Source organism: Nocardia sp. NPDC057227, assembly GCF_042669725.1.
Taxonomy (GTDB): domain Bacteria; phylum Actinomycetota; class Actinomycetes; order Mycobacteriales; family Mycobacteriaceae; genus Nocardia; species Nocardia asteroides_A.
In genome coordinates, this window is the sequence record NZ_JBHUXA010000020.1 from 1 (window position 1) to 19377 (window position 19377).

The 19377-nt window shown below is 73.2% G+C and carries 16 protein-coding genes and 1 pseudogene; 11 read left to right on the forward strand and 6 right to left on the reverse strand.

Going from position 1 to position 19377, the window contains the following annotated elements; all coding sequences use genetic code 11:
* From ACFUJ1_RS24590 to ACFUJ1_RS24625, 8 genes and pseudogenes are all read left to right on the forward strand, one after another.
* Positions 1–243 (forward strand): annotated as a pseudogene (locus ACFUJ1_RS24590) (hypothetical protein); the annotation flags it as partial.
* Positions 240–1730, forward strand: a complete 1491-nt coding sequence (locus ACFUJ1_RS24595; RefSeq protein WP_233019328.1) for an SCO6880 family protein — start codon at positions 240–242, stop codon at positions 1728–1730. The pseudogene ACFUJ1_RS24590 and the gene ACFUJ1_RS24595, both read left to right, overlap by 4 nt.
* 859 nt (positions 1731–2589) lie before the next feature.
* A complete protein-coding gene (locus tag ACFUJ1_RS24600; protein ID WP_378649377.1) occupies positions 2590–4335 on the forward strand; it encodes a hypothetical protein in 1746 nt (581 codons plus the stop codon).
* 28 nt (positions 4336–4363) lie between these two features.
* Complete coding sequence (locus ACFUJ1_RS24605) at positions 4364–4672, forward strand: transposase (protein WP_233019326.1); 309 nt, start codon at positions 4364–4366, stop codon at positions 4670–4672.
* 7 nt (positions 4673–4679) lie between these two features.
* Positions 4680–6365, forward strand: coding sequence for a peptidoglycan DD-metalloendopeptidase family protein (locus tag ACFUJ1_RS24610; protein WP_378649212.1), 1686 nt, complete (start codon positions 4680–4682; stop codon positions 6363–6365).
* Entirely contained in the window at positions 6362–6958 is a 597-nt protein-coding gene (locus ACFUJ1_RS24615; protein ID WP_378649213.1) for a hypothetical protein, read from the forward strand. Before ACFUJ1_RS24610 ends, ACFUJ1_RS24615 begins: the two co-directional genes overlap by 4 nt.
* 32 nt (positions 6959–6990) lie before the next feature.
* Positions 6991–8841: a type IV secretory system conjugative DNA transfer family protein gene (locus tag ACFUJ1_RS24620; RefSeq protein WP_378649214.1), complete on the forward strand. Its 1851-nt coding sequence runs from the start codon at positions 6991–6993 to the stop codon at positions 8839–8841.
* Positions 8841–9227, forward strand: a complete 387-nt coding sequence (locus ACFUJ1_RS24625) for a DUF4913 domain-containing protein (protein WP_067656873.1) — start codon at positions 8841–8843, stop codon at positions 9225–9227. Before ACFUJ1_RS24620 ends, ACFUJ1_RS24625 begins: the two co-directional genes overlap by 1 nt.
* Before the next feature lie 37 nt (positions 9228–9264).
* Here ACFUJ1_RS24625 and ACFUJ1_RS24630 read toward each other — a convergent pair whose 3' ends face one another.
* Positions 9265–9822 carry a hypothetical protein gene (locus ACFUJ1_RS24630; protein WP_378649215.1) on the reverse strand — a complete coding sequence of 186 codons (558 nt, stop codon included), beginning with the start codon at positions 9820–9822 and terminating at the stop codon, positions 9265–9267.
* A 232-nt stretch (positions 9823–10054) separates the two neighbouring features.
* On the reverse strand, positions 10055–10927 hold the full coding sequence (locus tag ACFUJ1_RS24635) for a peptidylprolyl isomerase (protein WP_378649216.1): 873 nt from the start codon (positions 10925–10927) through the stop codon (positions 10055–10057).
* A gap of 122 nt (positions 10928–11049) precedes the next feature.
* Here ACFUJ1_RS24635 and hisS point away from each other — a divergent pair, with 122 nt between their 5' ends.
* The 3 genes from hisS to ACFUJ1_RS24650 all read left to right on the forward strand — a co-directional run bounded on the left by hisS (position 11050) and on the right by ACFUJ1_RS24650 (position 14155).
* Positions 11050–12318: a histidine--tRNA ligase gene (gene hisS / locus ACFUJ1_RS24640; protein ID WP_378649217.1), complete on the forward strand. Its 1269-nt coding sequence runs from the start codon at positions 11050–11052 to the stop codon at positions 12316–12318.
* Between the two features lie 23 nt (positions 12319–12341).
* Positions 12342–13052: a hypothetical protein gene (locus ACFUJ1_RS24645; RefSeq protein WP_378649218.1), complete on the forward strand. Its 711-nt coding sequence runs from the start codon at positions 12342–12344 to the stop codon at positions 13050–13052.
* A 92-nt stretch (positions 13053–13144) separates the two neighbouring features.
* Entirely contained in the window at positions 13145–14155 is a 1011-nt protein-coding gene (locus ACFUJ1_RS24650) for a malate dehydrogenase (RefSeq protein ID WP_378649219.1), read from the forward strand.
* Between the two features lie 27 nt (positions 14156–14182).
* Here ACFUJ1_RS24650 and ACFUJ1_RS24655 read toward each other — a convergent pair whose 3' ends face one another.
* The 4 genes from ACFUJ1_RS24655 to ACFUJ1_RS24670 all read right to left on the reverse strand — a co-directional run bounded on the left by ACFUJ1_RS24655 (position 14183) and on the right by ACFUJ1_RS24670 (position 19317).
* On the reverse strand, positions 14183–15235 hold the full coding sequence (locus ACFUJ1_RS24655; protein WP_378649220.1) for a 2-oxoacid:ferredoxin oxidoreductase subunit beta: 1053 nt from the start codon (positions 15233–15235) through the stop codon (positions 14183–14185).
* The gene (locus tag ACFUJ1_RS24660; RefSeq protein WP_378649221.1) at positions 15232–17169 is read right to left on the reverse strand and encodes a 2-oxoacid:acceptor oxidoreductase subunit alpha; all 1938 of its coding nucleotides are present in this window, start codon (positions 17167–17169) and stop codon (positions 15232–15234) included. Before ACFUJ1_RS24660 ends, ACFUJ1_RS24655 begins: the two co-directional genes overlap by 4 nt.
* Before the next feature lie 99 nt (positions 17170–17268).
* Positions 17269–18282: an Rv2578c family radical SAM protein gene (locus ACFUJ1_RS24665; RefSeq protein ID WP_378649222.1), complete on the reverse strand. Its 1014-nt coding sequence runs from the start codon at positions 18280–18282 to the stop codon at positions 17269–17271.
* Between the two features lie 21 nt (positions 18283–18303).
* A complete protein-coding gene (locus ACFUJ1_RS24670; RefSeq protein WP_378649223.1) occupies positions 18304–19317 on the reverse strand; it encodes an NAD-dependent epimerase/dehydratase family protein in 1014 nt (337 codons plus the stop codon).
* Between the last annotated feature and the right edge of the window lie 60 nt (positions 19318–19377).

Below are 19377 nucleotides of genomic sequence, written 5' to 3' on the forward strand. Positions count from 1 at the left end.
ACCCCGCCGCGCGGTGGTGGCGGCGGCGCCGGCGCTGCCGCGGCCCCGCCGGCCGCGCGCGCCTCCGGGCCAGCGGGAGCAGGCGGGGTAGCGTCCGGGGCGTCCCGGGTGGCAGGCCGGGTCGCGTCCGCGCGCGCCGCCACCTCGGGGTTGAACCGGGCAGATCAGGCCATGGGCGACATGGCGGGTGACCGCTGGGCCAACCGGTCGCCCGATCTCGGGAGGAGCACCATTCCGCGATGACGAGCACCGACACCTACGAGCGCCGGTCCTACGGCCTCTGGCAGAAGCCCCGCAGTGCAGGCCTGTTCGGCCTGCGCTGGGAGGAGACCGTCATCGGTTTCGTCGTCGTGATCACCGCGCTGATCTGCGCGATGGTCGGCGGCTTCCAATGGGGGGTGATCGTCGGCGGCGTCGGTGTCGTCGTGATGGTTCCGCTGGTGTGGCGGTCCGGGGGACGCTCCGGGTACGAGACGGGAATTATGATGTTCAACTGGATGCGGTCGCGCAATCGCGGCGAGCACGTCTACCGCGGCGGCCGGTTCTCCCGGATCCCCGGCGGCGTCACCCGGCTGCCCGGGCTGCTCGCGCCCTCCAAGCTCTACGAGGGCATCGACGCGGGCGGCTACAGCTTCGGCATGATCCACCTGCCGCAGTTCGCGCAGTACACGGTGGTGCTGCGGGCCTGGCCGCAGGGGCACGAGGCGGTGGACCAGCCGGTCATCGACCGCTGGGTCTCGGCCTGGGGCACCTTCCTCGCCTCGGTCGGCCAGACCAGCGACATCATCGCCGTCGTCCCGGTGATCGACACCGTGCCGGAGACCGGCAACCGGCTGCTCACCGAGGTCTCCACCATCACCCGCCCGGACGCGCCGGACTTGGCGCAGCAGGTGATGTACGAGCTCGCCACCGAGCTGCCGCAGGAGCGGGTGCAGCTGCTGCCCCGGGTCGCGATCACCTTCAAGGCCACCACCGCCGAGCGGCGCAAGAACCCGGCCGAGGAGGCGGTGGAGATCGGGCGCAGGCTGCCCGGCATCTGCGCCGCGCTCGCCGAGGCGGGGGTGCGCGCGCAGCCGATGGCGGCCGAGGAGGTCATCGCCTTCATCCGGCGCAGCTACGACCCGGCCGCGCAGGCCGACCTCGAGGTCGCCGCGGGCGAGCCCGGCGGGCACGGCCTGGACTGGGCCGACGCCGGGCCGGTCTCGCACGACGAGAAGTGGGACCACCTGCTGCACGACGGCGGGCGCTCGGTCACCTGGGAGATGGACGCCGCCCCCGAGGGCGCCGTCGACGAGCGGGTGCTGCAGCGCCTGCTTGCGCCGAACCCGGAGGTGCCGCGCAAGCGGATCGCCATCGTGTACCGGCCGCACTCGGCCGCGGACGCCGCCGAGATCGTCGACGACGACTTCAAGAACGCGCTGGTGGCGCAGCAGAGCGAACGCGGCGTCGTGTCGGCCGCGGCAACCCTGCGGGTGGGCGCCACCCAGCAGGCGCGAGAGGAACAGGCACGTGGTCACGGCGTTACGCGGTTCGGCGCGCTCGTGACCATCACCGAACCGATGCGCGGAGATCTGCCGCGCATCGAGGCGATTACCCGCGACCTGTCCACACAGGCGCGGTTGAAGATCCGGCGGTGCTACCGGTACCAGGCGGCGGCTTTCGCGGCCTCCCTCGGGTGCGGTGTCATCCTGCCGGAGCACGCGACCATTCCGAAGGCATTGGCGGGGTGAGCGATCCATGGCACGTGACTACGAACCACCGGTCCGGGACCGGGAGAGCGCTCCGGCGCGCCGCGGCTCGCGGCGCGACTCGCGCGAGAACCGCGCCGACCACGAACAGTGGCCGGACCCGGCGTTAACCGAGCCGCCCCGGCGCAGGCCGGTGCCGCCCACCCTGGAGCCGCCGGACAGTGCGGGGCGCCCGCGTGGGCGTCGCGCGCCGGACGCGCCGCCGCGGGAGCGCGATCCCGAGCTGCCGGAGGGTGACGGCAGGCCGGAACCCCGCCGCGCACCCGAACGCCGCCGCCCGGCGGCCGACGGCGAGCGCCGAGCGGCTCCCGAACGGGCAAGGCGCGCACCCGAATCGGGCCGTCCACCGGCGGAGGGACGCCGCGAGGGTGACGTCGAGCGTCGGCCCGCCGCCGAGCGGCGTGCGCCGGAGTCCGGCCGCCCGTCCGTCGAACGGCATCGTGCGCCTGGCGAGGGTGACGCAGAGCGGCGTCCCGCCGAACGGCGTGTGCCGGAGTCCGGCCGCCCGTCCGCCGAGGCGCGTCGCGCGTCGATCGACGGTGATACCGGTCGCCGCCCCGCCGCCGAGCGGCGGGCGCCGGAGTCCGGCCGGGATCCGATCGAGAGCGGCCGCCGCGCGGCGGAATCCGCGCGCGCCGCCGCCGAGGCGCGGCGCGGCTCCGCACCGCGCCGGGCCGAGGGCGAGGTGGCCAGGCGCTCCCCGGACGACGTCGCCCCGCGCCGCCAGCCGGAGCCGCCCGCTCCGCGCCGCCCCCGCCCGGCGAACCTGCGCAAGGAGCGGCAACCGCGCCGCGACCGCGACCGCCGCGACCAGAAGCCGGACTACACCGCCGACCGCGCCATGGGCAACGCCGACCCGGCCGCCCGCCGCGCCAAGGCCCGCGCCGACAAGCGCAAGCAGCAGGGCCCCTCGGTCCTGGACGACGCCACCCGCACCCAGCTGGAGGCGATCGCCCGCGAGCAGAACGGCCTGCGCGCGGTCTGGGCGCAGTTCCGGATCACCACCGACGACGCCCGCCGCCGCAACGCCGCCGCCCGCACCGAGCAGTCGCACGAGGACGGCTTCGACCGCGCCACCGCGCAGCTCACCGACCGCGGCTACACGGGCCCGGGCGGCGGCCGGATGAACGTGGTCGGCCGCCCGGTCGAGTACCGCGCCACCACCGCCCAGGTGGCCGGGCTCTGGCCGTGGTCGGTCGGCGCGGGCGCGCCGCTGATCGGCACCCCGCTCGGCTCGCACCTGCACACCGGCGCCCCGGTCTGCTTCGACCCGATGAACTGGTTCCTGCGCGGCAGCTTCATCACCGCGCCGAGCCTGTTCGTGCTCGGGCTGAACGGCTTCGGCAAGTCCTCGCTGGTGCGCCGGATCGTGCTGGGCGGCATCGCCCAGGGCATCACCCCGCTCATCCTGGCCGACGTCAAACCGGACTACCGCAAGATGGTGGAGATGGTCGGCGGCCAGGTGATCGACCTCGGCTACGGCCACGGCCAGCTGAACCCGCTGGCCGCAGGGGTGCTCGGCTCGGTCGTGCCGCTGCTCGACGAGCTGCCCGAGCTACAGCTCCAGGTGCTGCAGGATCTGCGCGCCAGGCAGGTCACGCTGATCGCCGGGCTGGTCGAGCTGGTCCGCGGGGCCAGGGTGCGCGACTACGAGGAGACGCTGATCTCCACCGCGCTGCGCGTCCTGTACCGCCCGGGCAGCGGCTACACCCCGGACAGCCCGCCGATCATGGAGAACCTGCTCGAGGTGATCGTGGACGGCGGCGAGGAACTCATGCTCGACGCGGGCGCCGACGACGAGGCCGAGTACCAGGTCGCCATCAAGAACCTGCGGCGCTCGCTGCGCGCGCTCACCCAGGGCCCGTTCGGCGCGATCTTCAACGGCCAGACCTCGGTGCCGATCGACACCTCCGCGGTGGCGGTGGCCATCGACGTCTCGCACATCCCCACCGGCGACAAGAAGCTCAAGGCCGCGGTCATGCTCGCCTGCTGGGCGGACGGCTTCGCCTCGGTCGAGGCGGCGCACGTGCTCGCCGACGCCGGGCTCGGCCCGCAGCGCTACTTCCAGGTGGTCATGGACGAGCTGTGGCAGGTGCTCGGCCTCGGCGACTTCATGGTCGACCGGGTGGACGAGCTGACCAGGTTGCAGCGCAGCATCGCGACCGCGCTGATCATGATCAGCCACACCATCAAGGACCTGCAGGCGCTCGGCTCCGACGCGGCGATCGCCAAGGCGCTCGGCTTCCTGGAACGCGCGCGCGCCAAGATCTTCGGCGCGCTGCCCGCCGAGGAGATCCACCGGCTGGACAGCACGGTGCCGTTCACCGCGGCCGAGCAGGAGATGGTGACCAGCTGGTCGGCGCCGCAGGCGCTCACCGGCGAGGCGCTCAAACCGGGGCAGCAGCGGCCGTCGCCGCCCGGGACAGGCAAGTTCCTGCTCAAGATCGGCGAGGACCGCAGGCCGGGCATCCCGTTCCACATGGAGTTCACGCTGTCCGAGAAGGAGAGCGGAATCCACGAGACCAACCAGCGGTTCAGCGAGTTCACCGAGTCCACCCGGCGTGGTGATTCCGGGAGCGCGGCGTGAGTACCGCGGTGGATGCGAGGTGCGGCCGATGATGCCGCACCGGTCGTACCGCCGGGTCTCACCCGAGGTGCGGCAGGCGGCGGTGCAGCAGGTGCTCGCGCTGGCGAGCACGCTGAGCAGCGAGTCGGAGGCGTGCCGGGTGGTGGCCGATCAGATCGGCGTGCACACCAACTCGGTGCGCAACTGGGTGCGGGCCGCCGAGGGGCCGAGCCTGGAGCGGATGGACGCGGCGGCGCTGCGCCGCAAGGTGGCGCTGCTGCAGCAGCAGCTCGCCGCCGCCGCCGAGATGAACCGGACCCTCGCCGACACCCTGAACGAGTCCCGGCGCCGCACGTGAGCCCTCGGTGAACGCGCGCAGCATCCTCTACTTCGCACTGGGCAGCGTCATCGGGCTCATCACGATCGTCCTGGTGATCGTGCTACCCGCCGCCGAGGACCCGTGCGCGGACGCGAGCGTGCTCGGCTCCGGCTCGGTACTCCCGCCACTCGGCGGGTACGCCCCCGGCGACCCGCGCGCGGGCGCCACCGCCGCTCCGGACGGCACCGGCGCGGCGAACGCTCCCGCCGCAGCGGCGAATCCGTCCGCCACCGGAACCCCCTCGCTCGCCGCGGGCGCGGGCCCGCTGCGTCGCACGCTGCCGCTGGCCACCGGCACCTACTCGGTCTCCGACACCTTCGGCACCCGCGGCGGCGCGCACCGCGGCGTCGACTTCGCCGCCACCGACGGCACCCCGATCTACTCGGTCGCCGACGGCCGGGTGGTCGCCGCCGGCCCCGCCTCCGGCTTCGGCAACTGGATCGTCGTCGACTCGGTGGACACCAACGGCCGCGGCTACTCCGCGGTCTACGGCCACATGTGGGACAGCGGCGTCGGGGTCGCGGTCGGCGAGACCGTGCGCGCCGGCCAGCCCATCGGCGAGGTCGGCTCGAACGGCGAGTCCAGCGGCCCGCACCTGCATTTCGAGGTGGTGCCGGGCGGCCGCTTCACCGGGGGCAGGCAGATCGACCCGATGCCGTGGCTGGACGGCGCGCCGACCCCGGATGTCGGTGGCGCGCGGGCCTACTCGGCCGACCCGCGATGCAGCCGCGGCTTCGGCAGCGCGGGCGGCGCGCTGGCCGACGGCAAGGTCCCGGCCGAGCTGGAGATCTGGTACCGCAGGGCGGGCTCGCTCTGCCCGGAGATCACCCCGTCGCTGCTGGCCGCGCAGGCCAGGCAGGAGTCCGGCTTCCGGCGCGGGCTGACCTCGCCCGCGGGCGCGCAGGGGCTGGCGCAGTTCCTGCCCGGCACCGCCGCCTCGACCAACCCGGACGACGGCCAGCCCTACGTCATCGACGCCGACGGCAACGGCACCGCCAGCGTGTGGGACGACGGCGACGCCATCATCGGCCAGGGCCGCTACATGTGCGCCATCGCGGGCAAGATCAACGGCTGGATCGCGGACGGCCGGGTGCGCGGCGACGTCGTCCCGCTCACGCTGGCCGCCTACAACGCGGGCGAGGGCGCGGTGCTCGCCTCCGGCGGCATGCCGAACCAGTACGCCGCGCACCTCTCGGAAACCGCGCCCTACGTGCGCAATATCCTCACGATGGAGCCGGAGTACCGGGACCCGGGCTCGAACGGCCGCTTCACCCCGGAGGAGGGCGGCGGCACCGCACAGGTGCTCGCCGCCGCGCGGGAGTGGGTCGGCACCCCGTACGTCTGGGGCGGCGGCGGGCCGCAGGGCCCGAGCAGCGGCGGGCTGGACGGGCCCGGGCTCACCGCGGCCGCGGTCTTCGCGGCCTCCTCCGGCACGGTCACGCTGCCGCGCACCGCCGAACAGCAGTGGGAGGCAGGCTCGGAGGTGCCGCTCGCCCAGGCCGCCCCCGGCGACCTGGTGTTCAGCGGCTTCGGCTCGCGCGGCCCCGCGCAGGTCGGGGTGTACGCCGGGAACGGCAGCATGCTGCAGGCGGTACCGGGGGCGAACGGTCAGGGCGGCGGCGTCACCGAGGTGCCGGTGCCGGGCGATGCCAGGGCGAGGAGGGTGCTGTGAATACTCGGCCGACGTGCGCGGACGCGTTACCCTTGATGGGCAAGGGGAATTCACGCGCGACGCTGGTGGTGGTGCTGATGGCGGGCATCGCGGTGCTGCTCGCGGCCTGCGGCGGCCGGGAACCGGATTCGTCCGCGCCCGGCGCGGCGAGCCGGGCGACCTCGACCACCCGGCAGCTGGAGGCCGTCCCGGCGCCGGACCCGGTCACCCCGGACGGTGTCGCGGTCGCGGCGCTGCGCGAGATCTACACCTGGAACCCGGCCGCCGAGGCGCCGGGCGATTCGCTCGCGCGGGCACGGAAGCTCCTCGGCCCCAGCCTGATCCGCACCGCGGATGCCCCCGCCGCCGATGCGCCGAAGCCGACCCTGCAGTGGGGGGAGTGGGCCGCGGCCGGAGCGACGGTGCGGGCCTTCACCTTCGCGTCCGGGGAGCGGCCGCCCGCGGCGGCGGACCCGAACGTGCAACAGTTCAAGATCGGAATCGAGCAGACCGTCGAGTACCGGAACGGCAGGCAGGAGCAGCTGCCGCCGGCCACCGTGATCGCCACCGTGGTGCGCACCGCCGACGGCTGGCGGCTCGACGGTTTCCGCTGACCCCCGTTTCATCACAGAGTCCGGAGGAGCGCATGGCTAAGAAGAACGTGGTCCAGGACCCGGCCGACGTCGGGCCCGACCTCGGGCTGTACGCCGTCTACGCGGGCTTCGTGGTCTTCGGCACGGTGTATCTCTCGCTGCACCTGGGCAACTGGTTCCTGTCGCCGCCCGATGATCAGGAGATGCCGATCAACCCGATCGACATCGTGCTCCAGCTGGTCGGGGCGAAGAACCCCCCGCTCCGCTGGCCACCGGCGACGACGGTGCTGATCCTGCTGGTGATCGCGCTGGTGATCGCCTTCGTCGTGCTGCGCAAGCGCCGGGCGAAGAAGGCGGCGGTCGGGCGGCTCGGAGTGGACGACAAGGCCGACAAGATGGGCAACGGCGGCGCCATCGCCGCGCTCACCGAGGCGGGCGTGCGGGCCAAGGCCGAGCAGCTCGGCACCCGGCTGGAGCCGGGCCACAGCCCGGGCGTGCCGATCGGCATCGGGGTCGCCGACGGCGTCATGCTCTACGGCTCGTACGAGGATCTGCACCTGGACATCTGGGGGCCACGGCAGGGCAAGTCCACCTCCCGGGTGATCCCGGCCATCCTCACCGCCATCGGCCCGGTGCTGGCGACATCGAACAAGCGCGATGTCGTCGACGCGACGCGCGATGTCAGGGAGACCAAGGGCAGCCGCACCTTCGTCTTCGACCCGCAGGGCGTGGCGGGGGAGGAGCCGACCTGGTTCTGGGATCCGCTGAAGTGGATCGACGCCGCGCACGAGGGCTGCGAGATGCGCGCCGCCCGGCTGGCCGGGCACTTCGCCGACGGCGACGACGGCGAGGACGCCAAGGGCGACGCCTTCTTCGACCCGGAGGCCGAGGATCTGCTCGCCGGGCTCTTCCTCGCCGCCGCGGTCGGTGACGAGAACGGCCCGCGGGCGATCACCCAGATCTGGGAGTGGGTCACCAACCCGCTCGACACCGAGCCCATCGAGCTGCTGCGCCGGGCCAGGCACCACTTCACCGCCTCCGGCCTTTCGTCCCAGTACAACGCCGACCCGCGCACGCAGAGCGGCATCTTCGGCACCGCCAAGAAGATGGTGCGCTGCCTCAAGCTCTCCAATGTGCACCCGTGGGTGTCGCGCGGCGACGACCGGCGCGAATTCGACGAGCTGGCCTTCCTGGAGGGCAACGGCACCCTCTACAGCCTCTCGCTCGAGGGCCGCGGATCCGCGTCGCCGCTGGTGAGCGCGCTCACCGAGGCGGTGATCGACGTGGCCATGCGCAAGGCGTCGAAGTCGCGCGGCGGCAGGCTGCCGGTCCCGCTGCTCGCGGTGCTCGACGAGGCCGCGAACGTGGTGCGCTGGAAGGATCTGCCCAAGCAGTACAGCCACTTCGGCTCGCGCGGCATCGTCGTCATGACGGTGCTGCAGTCCTGGGCGCAGGGCGTGCGCTGCTGGGGCGAGGCCGGGATGAACGCACTCTGGGCGGCGGCGAACATCAAGGTGCTCGGAAGCGGGGTTGACGACACCAACTTCCTGCGCGAACGCTCCGAGGCGATCGGCTCGCACGACGCCATCTCGCAGTCGGTCTCGGAATCCAGTGGCGGCAAGAGCTTCTCCCGCTCGCTGGGTTCGTCCACCACGTTCAGCGTGCAGGCGCTGGCCCAGCTGCCGCGCGGCCGGATCATCGTCTTCGCCTCCGGCGCGCCGCCGGTACTCGTTCGAACCGTGCCGTGGTGGGAGAGCGAGTACGCTGCCGAAGTGAAGAACTCCATCTCGCGGCACGATCCGCAGCGCAAGACGGAGATCACCGACCTCTACGGTTCGCCGTCGTTCGACAAGAAGATCGCCGGTGAGGATCAGGGGCAGATCGAGGAGGTGCGGCCGCTGTGATGGAACCGCAGCAGCAGCAGCCCATGGTCCACGCGACCGTGGTCGAATTCGTGGAGAACTACCTGAGTGTCGTGTACCGGCGCCAGGTGACCGATCTGGGTGACACCGTCTGGTGCCCGGAGTGGTTCAAGCACGCCGAGGCGTGGGCCCGGCTGGACGCGCTGTGGCGCGCCTGGGAGCACTACCGGCTGGACGGTGCGACCGGGATGAGCGTGTGGTTCCTCGACCACGCCGATCCGCACATGGCGAAGCTCTTCGACCCGCGCGGGCCGTTCAAGTACTGCAGTGTGCGCAACGGGCACAAGGACATGCTCAATCCGCTGCCGGTGAAATCGCCGCAGCAGGGCGTCTTCGCCGATCCCACGCTGGGCGAGTACCGGATCTGATGCCGTTGCCGGGCGGCGCGCCGCCCGGCAACCGGATTCAGTTGCGGGTGCGCTGGAGGCCGCGCGGGTCCTGCTCGCGCCCGCCGCGCTGCACCGAGGGTGCGTCCGGGCGGGTGCGCACCGCCTCCTCCGGCGGGGCGCCGTGGCCCATCTCGACCAGCATCCGCACCGCGGCGAGTTCCGGTGCCACGCCGAGCCGTTCGAGGTGCTGCGCGATGGCGCTGCGCCGCTCGGCGGAGTCGTAGCGGATCGTCGGCGTCGCCGCGATGGCGGACTCGGCCGCGGCCATGCCGACGGAGTCGCGCTCGGCGGAGAGCCGGTCCTTCTCCAGCGAGAGCCCCTTGGCCGGCTCCGGCGCCCGGTCCATCAACCGGCTCAGCTCGACATTGCGCGGATCCTTGGCCTTGGATTCCCTGGCCTCGCGGACCTGGAGCTCCCTGGCCTCCTTCATCCTGGCCTCGGTGACCTTGACGCGGGCTTCGGCTTCCTTCTGACCGCGCTCCCTGGTGCGGAGCGCGACCAGCGTCGCGATCTGCAACATGGTCCGCATCACCGCGGCGGTCTCTTTGCCGATATCGTCCAGTTCCTCGGCCATGGCTGGCTCCCCGATGCCGCAGTTATCTGATGTGGTGGTGCACCAGACGAACGTCGCGGGACCTGTGAGGGACCACTCGGTAGGCAAATCGCTACCGGCGGAACTCCCTTCAGGTCCCGCGACCGAGAATGCTCCTCATTCGAGGTTACAGGATATGCCTACGAATGTGCGCGCCATCGGCGCGTTCCCGGCCATCGATCTTCGCGAAAGCGACAGCCGATACCGGGCGGTTTCAGTCGATCTGGACGGTGTTCAGCGTGATGGGCTGGTTCGGCGCGCCGTCGCCGGGGCCACCGGCGTCGTTCGTGCCGATCGCGGCGATCCGGTCCAGCGTCGGCATGCTCGCGTCATCGACCTGCCCGAAGATCGTGTACTGCGGCGGGAGCTGGGAATCGCCGTAGACCAGGAAGAACTGGCTGCCGTTCGTCCCCGGCCCGGCGTTGGCCATGGCGAGCACGCCGCGCTGGTACGGCACGGCTTCGCCTGCGGCGGGATCCATCTGGTCGTACTGGTCGGTCGGGTACTCGTTGTCGTACTCGTACCCGGGGCCGCCGCTACCGGTGCCGGTGGGGTCGCCGCACTGCAGCACCTTCAACCCCTCGCCCGCGGTGAGGCGGTGGCAGTCGGTGCCGTCGTAGAAGCCCTGGCTCGCCAGGCTGGCGAAGCTGTTGACGGTGCACGGCGAGGCCGCGTTGTCCAGGGTGACGCCGATCGGACCCTGGTTGGTGTCGATGCTGATGCTCAGCGTGGCGTCGGCGCCGGTGGTGGGGATGCCGGTGGTCTTGCTCGGCTTCTGCACCGGCTTGTCCGCGGGCTTGACGCCGTCGCGGTAGGCGCAGTCGACGGTCGCGGCCTTCGGCTTGGCGGCAGGCAGCTCGCCCGCGACCGGGGTGCTGGAGAGCGAGGCGTCGGCCTGGTCGGCGGTGCTGTCGTCGCCCCTGGTGAGGAAGTACACGCCGACCCCGGCCGCGGCGACGATCACGACACCGAGTACCGACCCCGCGATCGTCAGCCGCCTGCGCTTGCGCGCCCGCTCCGCCCGGTTGGCCAGCTGGCGTTCCAGCTTCCGCTTCGCCGCGGCCCGGCGCTGTTCGTTGCTCGGCACTGGCAGATCCTCCCGTTTCCGTGACTTCCGGCATACGAGTGTGCCATCCCTTCCTGAGACGGCACCCGCCTGTGCGGAACCGGTTGGACTCGGCGGCACCGGGTGGAGGAAACTGGACGACCGTGACCAAGACCAGCAGCTTCTCCGCGCCCAAGGGAGTCCCGGACTACCTGCCCCCCGCTTCGGCCGAGTTCGTCGCCGTGCGCGACGGGCTCGTCGGGGCAGCAAGGCTGGCCGGATACGGGCACGTGGAGCTGCCGATCTTCGAGGACACCGGGCTCTTCGCGCGCGGCGTCGGCGAGTCCACCGACGTGGTCAGCAAGGAGATGTACACCTTCGCCGACCGCGGCGAGCGCAGCGTCACGCTGCGCCCGGAGGGCACCGCGGGCGTCATGCGCGCGGTGATCGAGCACGGCCTCGACCGCGGCCAGCTCCCGGTCAAGCTCTGCTACGCGGGCCCCTTCTTCCGCTACGAGCAGCCGCAGGCCGGGCGGTACCGCCAGCTGCAGCAGGTCGGGGTGGAGGCGATCGGGGTGGACGACCCGGCGCTGGACGCCGAGGTGATCGCCGTCGCCGACGCCGGGTTCCGCGGCCTCGGCCTCACCGGCTTCCGGCTGGAGCTCACCTCGCTCGGCGACGACACCTGCCGCCCGCAGTACCGCGAGCTGCTGCAGGAGTTCCTGCTCCGGCTGCCGCTGGACGAGGAGACGAAGCGCCGCGCCCGGCTGAACCCGCTGCGCGTGCTGGACGACAAGCGCCCCGAGGTCCGCGAGCTGACCGCGAACGCCCCGCTCATGCTCGACCACCTGTCCGAATCGGCCAAGGCGCACTTCGAGCAGGTGCTCGGCCACCTGGACGCGCTCGGCGTGCCGTACGTGGTGAACCCGCGCATGGTCCGCGGCCTGGACTACTACACCAAGACCACCTTCGAGTTCGTGCACGACGGCCTCGGCGCGCAGTCCGGTATCGGCGGCGGCGGCCGCTACGACGGGCTGATGGCGCAGCTCGGCGGGTTGGAGCTGTCCGGGATCGGCTTCGGCCTCGGCGTCGACCGCACGGTGCTGGCGCTGCGCGCGGAGGGGAGGGAAGCGGGGAACCCGGCCCGCTGCGACGTCTACGGGGTGCCGCTCGGCGACGCCGCCAAGCAGCGGCTCGTGGTGCTGGCCGGGGAGCTGCGCGGGGCCGGGATCCGGGTCGACCTCGCCTACGGCGGGCGCGGCGTGAAGAGCGCCATGAAGGCCGCCGACCGCTCCGGCGCGCGCTTCGCGCTCGTCCTCGGCGATCGCGACCTCGCCGATGGCACGATCGGGGTGAAGAACCTGGCCGACGGGGAGCAGCGCCAGGTGCCGCTGGCCGAGGTGGCCGGCGTGCTGCGGGATCGGCTCGGCTGAGCCGGAAAAGGAGAGAGCCCCGGATGAACGAGGACGCCGCCCCCGAGGATGCCACCCCCGACCACGCGGCCCCGAAGCCCGCGCCCGCCCCGGCCCGGCCCCCGGTGGGGCTGGATCTGGTCGAGCCCGAGGTGTACGCCCCGATGCTGCGCAAGCTCGCCGCGGTCGCGGCAGGCGTCGGGCTGATCGCGGCGCTGCTCGCCGCGGTGCTGCTCGGCCCGACGCCTGCGCTGGCGGTGTTCCTGGTGATCGCGGCGCCGACCGTGCTCACCGTCGCGGCGCTGCGCCGTCGCCGGATGTGGCTGGCCGGCGGCGTGATCCACGCCCGCACCCTGCTCGGCGAGCGGCGGGTGGACGCGGCGGCGGCCACCGAGGTCGCGGTGCTTGTGCTGCCCGGCCGGATCAGCCGGGTCGCGCTGCGGGTCACTGCGGGCGGTCCGGCGATCACCGTTCCGCTCGCGCTCTACACCGGCGGCCCCGGCGCCGAGGCGGGCGAGGCGCGCGGCCGGGAGCTGCCGCTGCTCGGGCTGCGCGGCCTCGCCGACGCGCTGGCGGCGGCTCCGCTGGCGGCGGCGCTGGCGCTCTCCTCGGTGCTGGTGGCGCAGCTGCGCGCCGAGGCGCGCGACGCCCCGCTGGAGCAGCGCCCGCTCTACCGCGCGGTGCGGGCGGCGCTGGACGCCGGGCACCGGCGCGCCGTCGTGCTCAGCGACCGGGAGATCGCCGACCTGGTCTGAGCTGTCTGCTCGCTCACCTTCGGCGGCCCGCGGCGGTGAGCCTCAGTAGGGTTGGGGCGTCCGTGTACCCCGCTGAACAGGAGAGCCCCGTCGTGACCAGCACCGATCGCACCGCTCCGGTGACCGTCGCCGTCACCGGTGGCGCGGGCCAGATCGCCTACGGGCTGCTCTTCCGCATCGCCTCCGGCGCCATGCTCGGCGCGCGGACGCCGGTGCGGCTGCGGCTGCTGGAGATTCCGGCGGCGGTCGCCTCGCTCGCAGGCGTCGCGATGGAGCTGGAGGACGGCGCCTTCCCGCTGCTGGAGTCGGTCGACATCAGCGACGACCCGTGGACCGGTTTCGCCGGGGCGAATATCGCGCTGCTGGTCGGCGCGCGGCCGCGCACCGCGGGCATGGAGCGCGGCGACCTGCTCGCCGCCAACGGCCCGATCTTCACCGAGCAGGGCGCCGCGATCAACGCCGCCGCGGCGGACGACGTCAAGGTGCTCGTGGTCGGCAACCCGGCCAACACCAACGCCTTCATCGCCGCGAGCAACGCCCCCGACGTTCCCGCCGCGCGCTTCACCGCCATGACCCGGCTGGACCACAACCGCGCGCTCGCCCAGCTGGCCCGGAAGACCGGGGCGCCCGCCGCCGGGATCGCCCGCGTCGCGGTCTGGGGCAACCACTCCGCCACCCAGTACCCGGACATCACGCATGCCACCATCGGCGGCCGGGACGCCCGCGCGGTGATCGCCGACCCGGCGTGGGTGGAGCGCGACTTCATCCCGACCGTGCAGCAGCGCGGGACCGCGATCATCGAGGCGCGCGGCGCCTCCTCCGCGGCCAGCGCGGCGAGCGCCGCCATCGACCACGTCCACGACTGGGTGCTCGGCACCGCGCCGGGCGACTGGACCTCCATGGCGGTGCCGTCGGACGGCTCCTACGGCGTGCCGGAGGGGCTGATCAGCTCCTTCCCGGTGACCTGCGCCGACGGTGAGTACCGGATCGTGCCCGACCTGGAGATCGACGACTTCTCCCGGGCCAGGATCGACCTCAGCGTCGCCGAACTCGCGCAGGAGCGCTCCGCGGTGGTCGACCTCGGCTTCGCCAAGAAGGATTGATTTTTCCGGCCCCGGGCCGGAAGGCGGTCAGTGCTCGGCCGGGCCGACGGTCCAGGTTTCGGGGCCGTCGAGCAGGGTCTGTAGATCGCCCGGCTCTCCGGCGGTGGCGAGCTGGGCCCGCACCCCGTCGTCGTAGGTCGGCCGCGTGACGTCGCGCAGCACCCCGGTGACGACGTGGTTCAGCTGCTGGTCGCCGAGCCGGGCAAGGGCGTGCGCGTACCCGGGGTCGGCGCTGTGCGCGTCGTGCACGACGACCTCGACGTCGCCCACCTCGTCCGCCCGCGCCACCGCGAGCCCGAAACCCGAGCGCACGACGGCGAATTCGCGCTCGGCGCCGAAGCGCAGCGGCTCGCCGTGCCGGAGCGGGATCAGGCGCCGCGGCGCCTCTTCGCGGCGCAGCACGTCGAACGAGCCGTCGTTGAAGATCGGGCAGTCCTGCAGGATCTCCACGAAGGCGGCGCCCCGGTGCGCGGCCGCCGCCCGCAGCACCTCGGTGAGCCCGGCCCGATCCGAATCCAGCGCCCGGCCGACGAAACTCGCGTCCGCGCCGAGCGCGAGCGCCAGCGTGTCGAAGGGGTGGTCCACCGAGCCGAGCGGCGTCGACTTGGTGACCGTTCCCGGCTCCGAGGTCGGCGAGTACTGCCCCTTGGTGAGCCCGTAGATCCGGTTGTTGAACAGCAGGATCGTCAGGTTCACATTGCGCCGCAGTGCGTGGATCAGGTGGTTGCCGCCGATCGAGAGCGCGTCGCCGTCGCCGGTCACCACCCACACCGAGAGGTCCGGCCTGGTCACCGCGAGCCCGGTGGCGATGGCGGGCGCCCTGCCGTGGATGGAGTGGATGCCGTAGGCGTCCAGGTAGTACGGGAAGCGGCTGGAGCAGCCGATCCCGGAGACGAACATCAGGTTCTCCCGGCGCAGCCCGAGCTCGGCGAGGAAGCCGCGCACCGTGGCCAGGATGACGTAGTCGCCGCAGCCGGGGCACCACCGCACCTCCTGGTCGGTGGCGTAGTCCTTCGGCTGCTGCGGGGTGAGCGCCAGCGGCACGTGGGCGAGCCCGGTGTGCCCGTCGGTGATCGTCATCGGACGCCCCCGGTCCGGTAGGTCGCCCGCGCGCGGGCGGCGACGTCCTTGTCCAGCTCCAGGTCCCGGATCGAGCCGTCCAGCGCGGCGTCGATCACCCCGGCCAGCTCCGCGGTGGGGAAGGCGGTGCCGGTGGTCCTCGTCCACGGCACCACGTCCACCAGGTAGCGGGCGCGCAGCAGCAGCGCCAGCTGCCCGCCGTTCAGCTCCGGCGCCACCACCGTGCGGTACCGGCCGAGCACCGCGCCGAGGTTCGCCGGGAAGGGGTTGAGGTGGCGCAGCTGCGCGTGCGCGACCGCGCGGCCGCGTCGGCGCGCCCGCCGGCAGGCCTCGCCGATCGGGCCGTACGAGCTGCCCCAGCCGATCAGCAGCACCTCGGCGGCGCCGTCCGGGTCGTCCACCTCCAGGTCGGGCACCGCGACGCCGTCGATCTTGGCCCGGCGCAGCCGGACCATGAGGTCGTGGTTGGCCGGGTCGTAGGAGATGTCGCCGGTGCCGTCGGCCTTCTCCAGCCCGCCGATCCGGTGCGCCAGCCCCGGGGTTCCCGGCACCGCGTACGGGCGGGCCAGCGTCTCCGGGTCGCGGGCGTAGGGCAGGAACTCGCGCTCGGGATCGGCTGCGGCGAAGCCGGGGTCGATCGGCTCCAGCTCGGCGATGCGCGGGATCGCCCACGGCTCGGAGCCGTTCGCGATGGCGCCGTCGGAGAGCAGCAGTACCGGGGTGCGGTAGGTGAGCGCGATCCGGGCTGCCTCGAGCGCGGTGCCGAAGCAGTCGGCGGGGGAGCGCGGGGCCAGCACCGGCACCGGCGACTCCCCGTTGCGGCCGTACAGCGCCTGCAGCAGGTCGGCCTGCTCGGTCTTGGTGGGCAGCCCGGTGGAGGGGCCGCCGCGCTGCACGTCGATCACCACCAGCGGGACCTCGGTCATCACCGCCAGCCCGATCGTCTCGCTCTTCAGCGCGAGCCCGGGGCCGGAGGTGCTGGTGACCCCGAGCGCGCCGCCGAGCGCGGCCCCGAGCGCCGCGCCGATTCCCGCGATCTCGTCCTCGGCCTGGAAGGTGGTGACGCCGAACGCCTTGTGCCTGCTCAGTTCGTGCAGGATGTCCGAGGCCGGGGTGATCGGGTAGCTGCCGAGGAACACCGGGATCCCGGCCAGCCTGCCCGCCGTGACGATGCCGTAGGCGAGCGCGGTGTTCCCGGTGATCTGCCGGTAGGTGCCGGCGGGCAGCGCGGCCGGGGCGACGTGGTAGGTGGTGGCGAAGCTCTCCGTGGTCTCGCCGTAGGCGAACCCGGCCCGGAAGGCGAGCAGGTTCGCCTCCGCGATCTCCGGCCGCTTCGCGAACTTCTCCCGCAGGAAGCGCTCGGTGCCGCCGATCGGGCGGCCGTACATCCAGGAGAGCAGCCCGAGCGCGAACATGTTGCGCGCCCGCTTGCCGTCCTTCTTGCCCGCGCCCGCCGCCTCGGTGGCGCCCGCGGTGAGCGCGGTCATCGGCACCCGGTGCACGACCAGGTCGCCGAGAGTGCCGTCCTCCAGCGGACTCCCGGCATACCCGGCCTTGGCCAGGTTGCGCCGGGTGAACTCGTCGGTGTCCACGATGACGGTGCCGCCGCGCGGCAGCTCGGCCAGGTTGGCGGCGAGCGCGGCCGGGTTCATGGCGACCAGCACGTCGGGCTGGTCGCCCGCGCTGAGGATGTCGTGGTCGGCGATCTGGATCTGGAACGACGACACCCCGGGCAGCGTGCCCTGCGGCGCCCTGATCTCGGCCGGGAAGCTGGGCTGGGTGGCGAGGTCGTTGCCGAAGGCCGCCGCCTCGTGCGTGAAGCGATCCCCGGTGAGCTGCATGCCGTCGCCGGAATCACCGGCGAAGCGGATGACGACGCGGTCCAGCGGGGTCGGCGTGCGGGCCTTCGCCGGATGCTCGGGGGGCACAGTCACTGCCTGCCTCACCGTCCTCGTCGTCGAGTGGTGCTCGGGGCGCACCCGCCAAGGTACTCCGGCGGGGCGGCGCCGTCCGGCGTACTCGCGGGTACCGGCTCAGCCGAAGAGGGCGAGCTGCGGGGCGGGCCCCGGCTCGGGCCGCCGCACCGGTGCGCTGGCGACGCTGTCGCGCACCAGCCCGTGCCGCTCGCGCAGCGGGTCGACCCGCCCGCGCAGCCAGCTCGCGTACTCCGGCGAGACCGTGGCGCCGCGCCCGTACAGCTGCCGGTAGCGGCGCAGCAGCGCCGGGTGGTGCTCGGCCACCCAGCCGAGGAACCAGCCCCTGGTACTGCCGCGCAGGTGCATGGGGAAGGCGGTCGCCGACTCCGCCCCGGCCCGCGCCAGCGCGCCGAACAGCGCGTCCAGCTGCTCGCTGCCGTCGGTGAGGTACGGGATCACCGGCGCCACCATGACGTTCACCGCGAACCCGGCGTCGGCGAGCGCGGCGATCAGCTCCAGCCGCGCCTTCGGCGCCGGGGTGCCCGGCTCGAGGCCGCGGTGCAGCTCCGGGTCGAGCATCGAGAGCGAGACCGCGATCCGCACCGGCACCTCGCCCGCCGCCGAGGCGAGCAGCGGCAGATCCCGGCGCAGCAGGGTGCCCTTGGTGAGCACCGAGAACGGCGTGCCGGATGCGGCGAGCGCCCGGATGATGCCGGGCATCAACCGGTACCGGCCCTCGGCGCGCTGGTAGGGGTCGGTATTGGTGCCGAGCGCGACCGGTTCGCGGCGCCAGGACTTCCGGCGCAGCTCGCGCCGGAGCACCGCCGCCACGTTGGTCTTCACCACGAGCTGGGAATCGAAATCCGCGCCCGCGTCCAGCTCGAGGTACTCGTGCGTCGGGCGGGCGAAGCAGTAGCGGCAGGCGTGCGAGCAGCCCCGGATGGGGTTCACCGTCCAGCGGAACGGGAGCGTCGAGTTCTCCGGCACCTCGTTCAGCGCGCTCTTGCAGAGCACCTCGTGGAAGGTGATCCCCTCGAATTCCGGCGTGCGGACGGTGCGGACGAAGTCGGCCCGGCTCAGCCCGGGTAGCGCGCCGTCGTCCGCGTCGAGGGACTGCCCCTGCCACCGCACGCCATCAGTCGAACACCCGTTCTAGGCGGTGTCAAGCGTGTCCGCGGCGGCCCGGCGCGGCGGGAGGGTGCCATCGACGAAGAAGCGCACCAGGTCGGAGACGGTTTCGGTCATCGGCCGCGGCTGATATCCGAGTTCCGTGCTCGCCCTGCTGTGATCGACCTCCGGCGCGGAGACCAGCGCGCCGAGCGCGGCCTTCGAGACGACATCGGTCTTGAGCAGCTTGCCGAGCGGGGCCAGCAGCGGGATCGCCCGCTCGATCGGGCGGGCCGGGATGGTGAAGCGCGGCCCGCGGGTGCCGCCCGCGCGCGCGGCGGTCCGGCACAGCTCCGGCATCCGGACCATCTCGCCGCCGAGCAGGTAGTTCTCGCCGGTGCGGCCGCGCTCGCCCGCCAGGATCAGCCCGTGCGCGACATCGCGCACGTCGACCAGGTCGAAGGCGCCGTCGATCATGGCCGGGATCCGGCCGCGGGCGGCGTCGCGCAGCGTCCGGTTGATCCGGGAGAGCGGCGTGCCGTTGTCCGCGGGGCCGTAGACGCCGGTCGGGTTGCAGAGCACCGCGTCCAGCCCCCGCTCGATCACCGTGCGCAGCTCCTGCTCGCCCGCCCACTTGGAGCGGTCGTAGACCGGGAGGCCCGGGTCGGTGGAGCGCCCGGAGCTCTCGTCGATCCGGCCGCCGCACCCGTACTGGTCGTAGGCGTGGATGGAGCTGGCATGCACCAGCCGCCGCGCGCCGGTCGCGAGCGCGGCCTCGGCGACCACCCGGACGCCCCTGGTGTTCACCCGCCAGGCCAGATCGTTCCGGTCGGCCAGGGTGATCACCGCGACCAGGTGGTAGACGATCTCGGCGCCGTCGATCGCGGCGCGCACGGCGTCCGGGTTCAGCACGTCGGCGCCGACCCAGGTGACGCCGTCCGCGGCGGGCCCGGCGGGAACGGCCCGGTCGACGGCGATCACCCGGTGACCGCGGTCGGTGAGCAGGGGGAGGAGGTTGGAGCCGAGGTATCCCGCGGCGCCGGTCACTGCGACCTTCATGGCGACGAGAATATAGAACTTGTTCTAAATTGCAACACGTTCTACTTTTTTCGGACATTC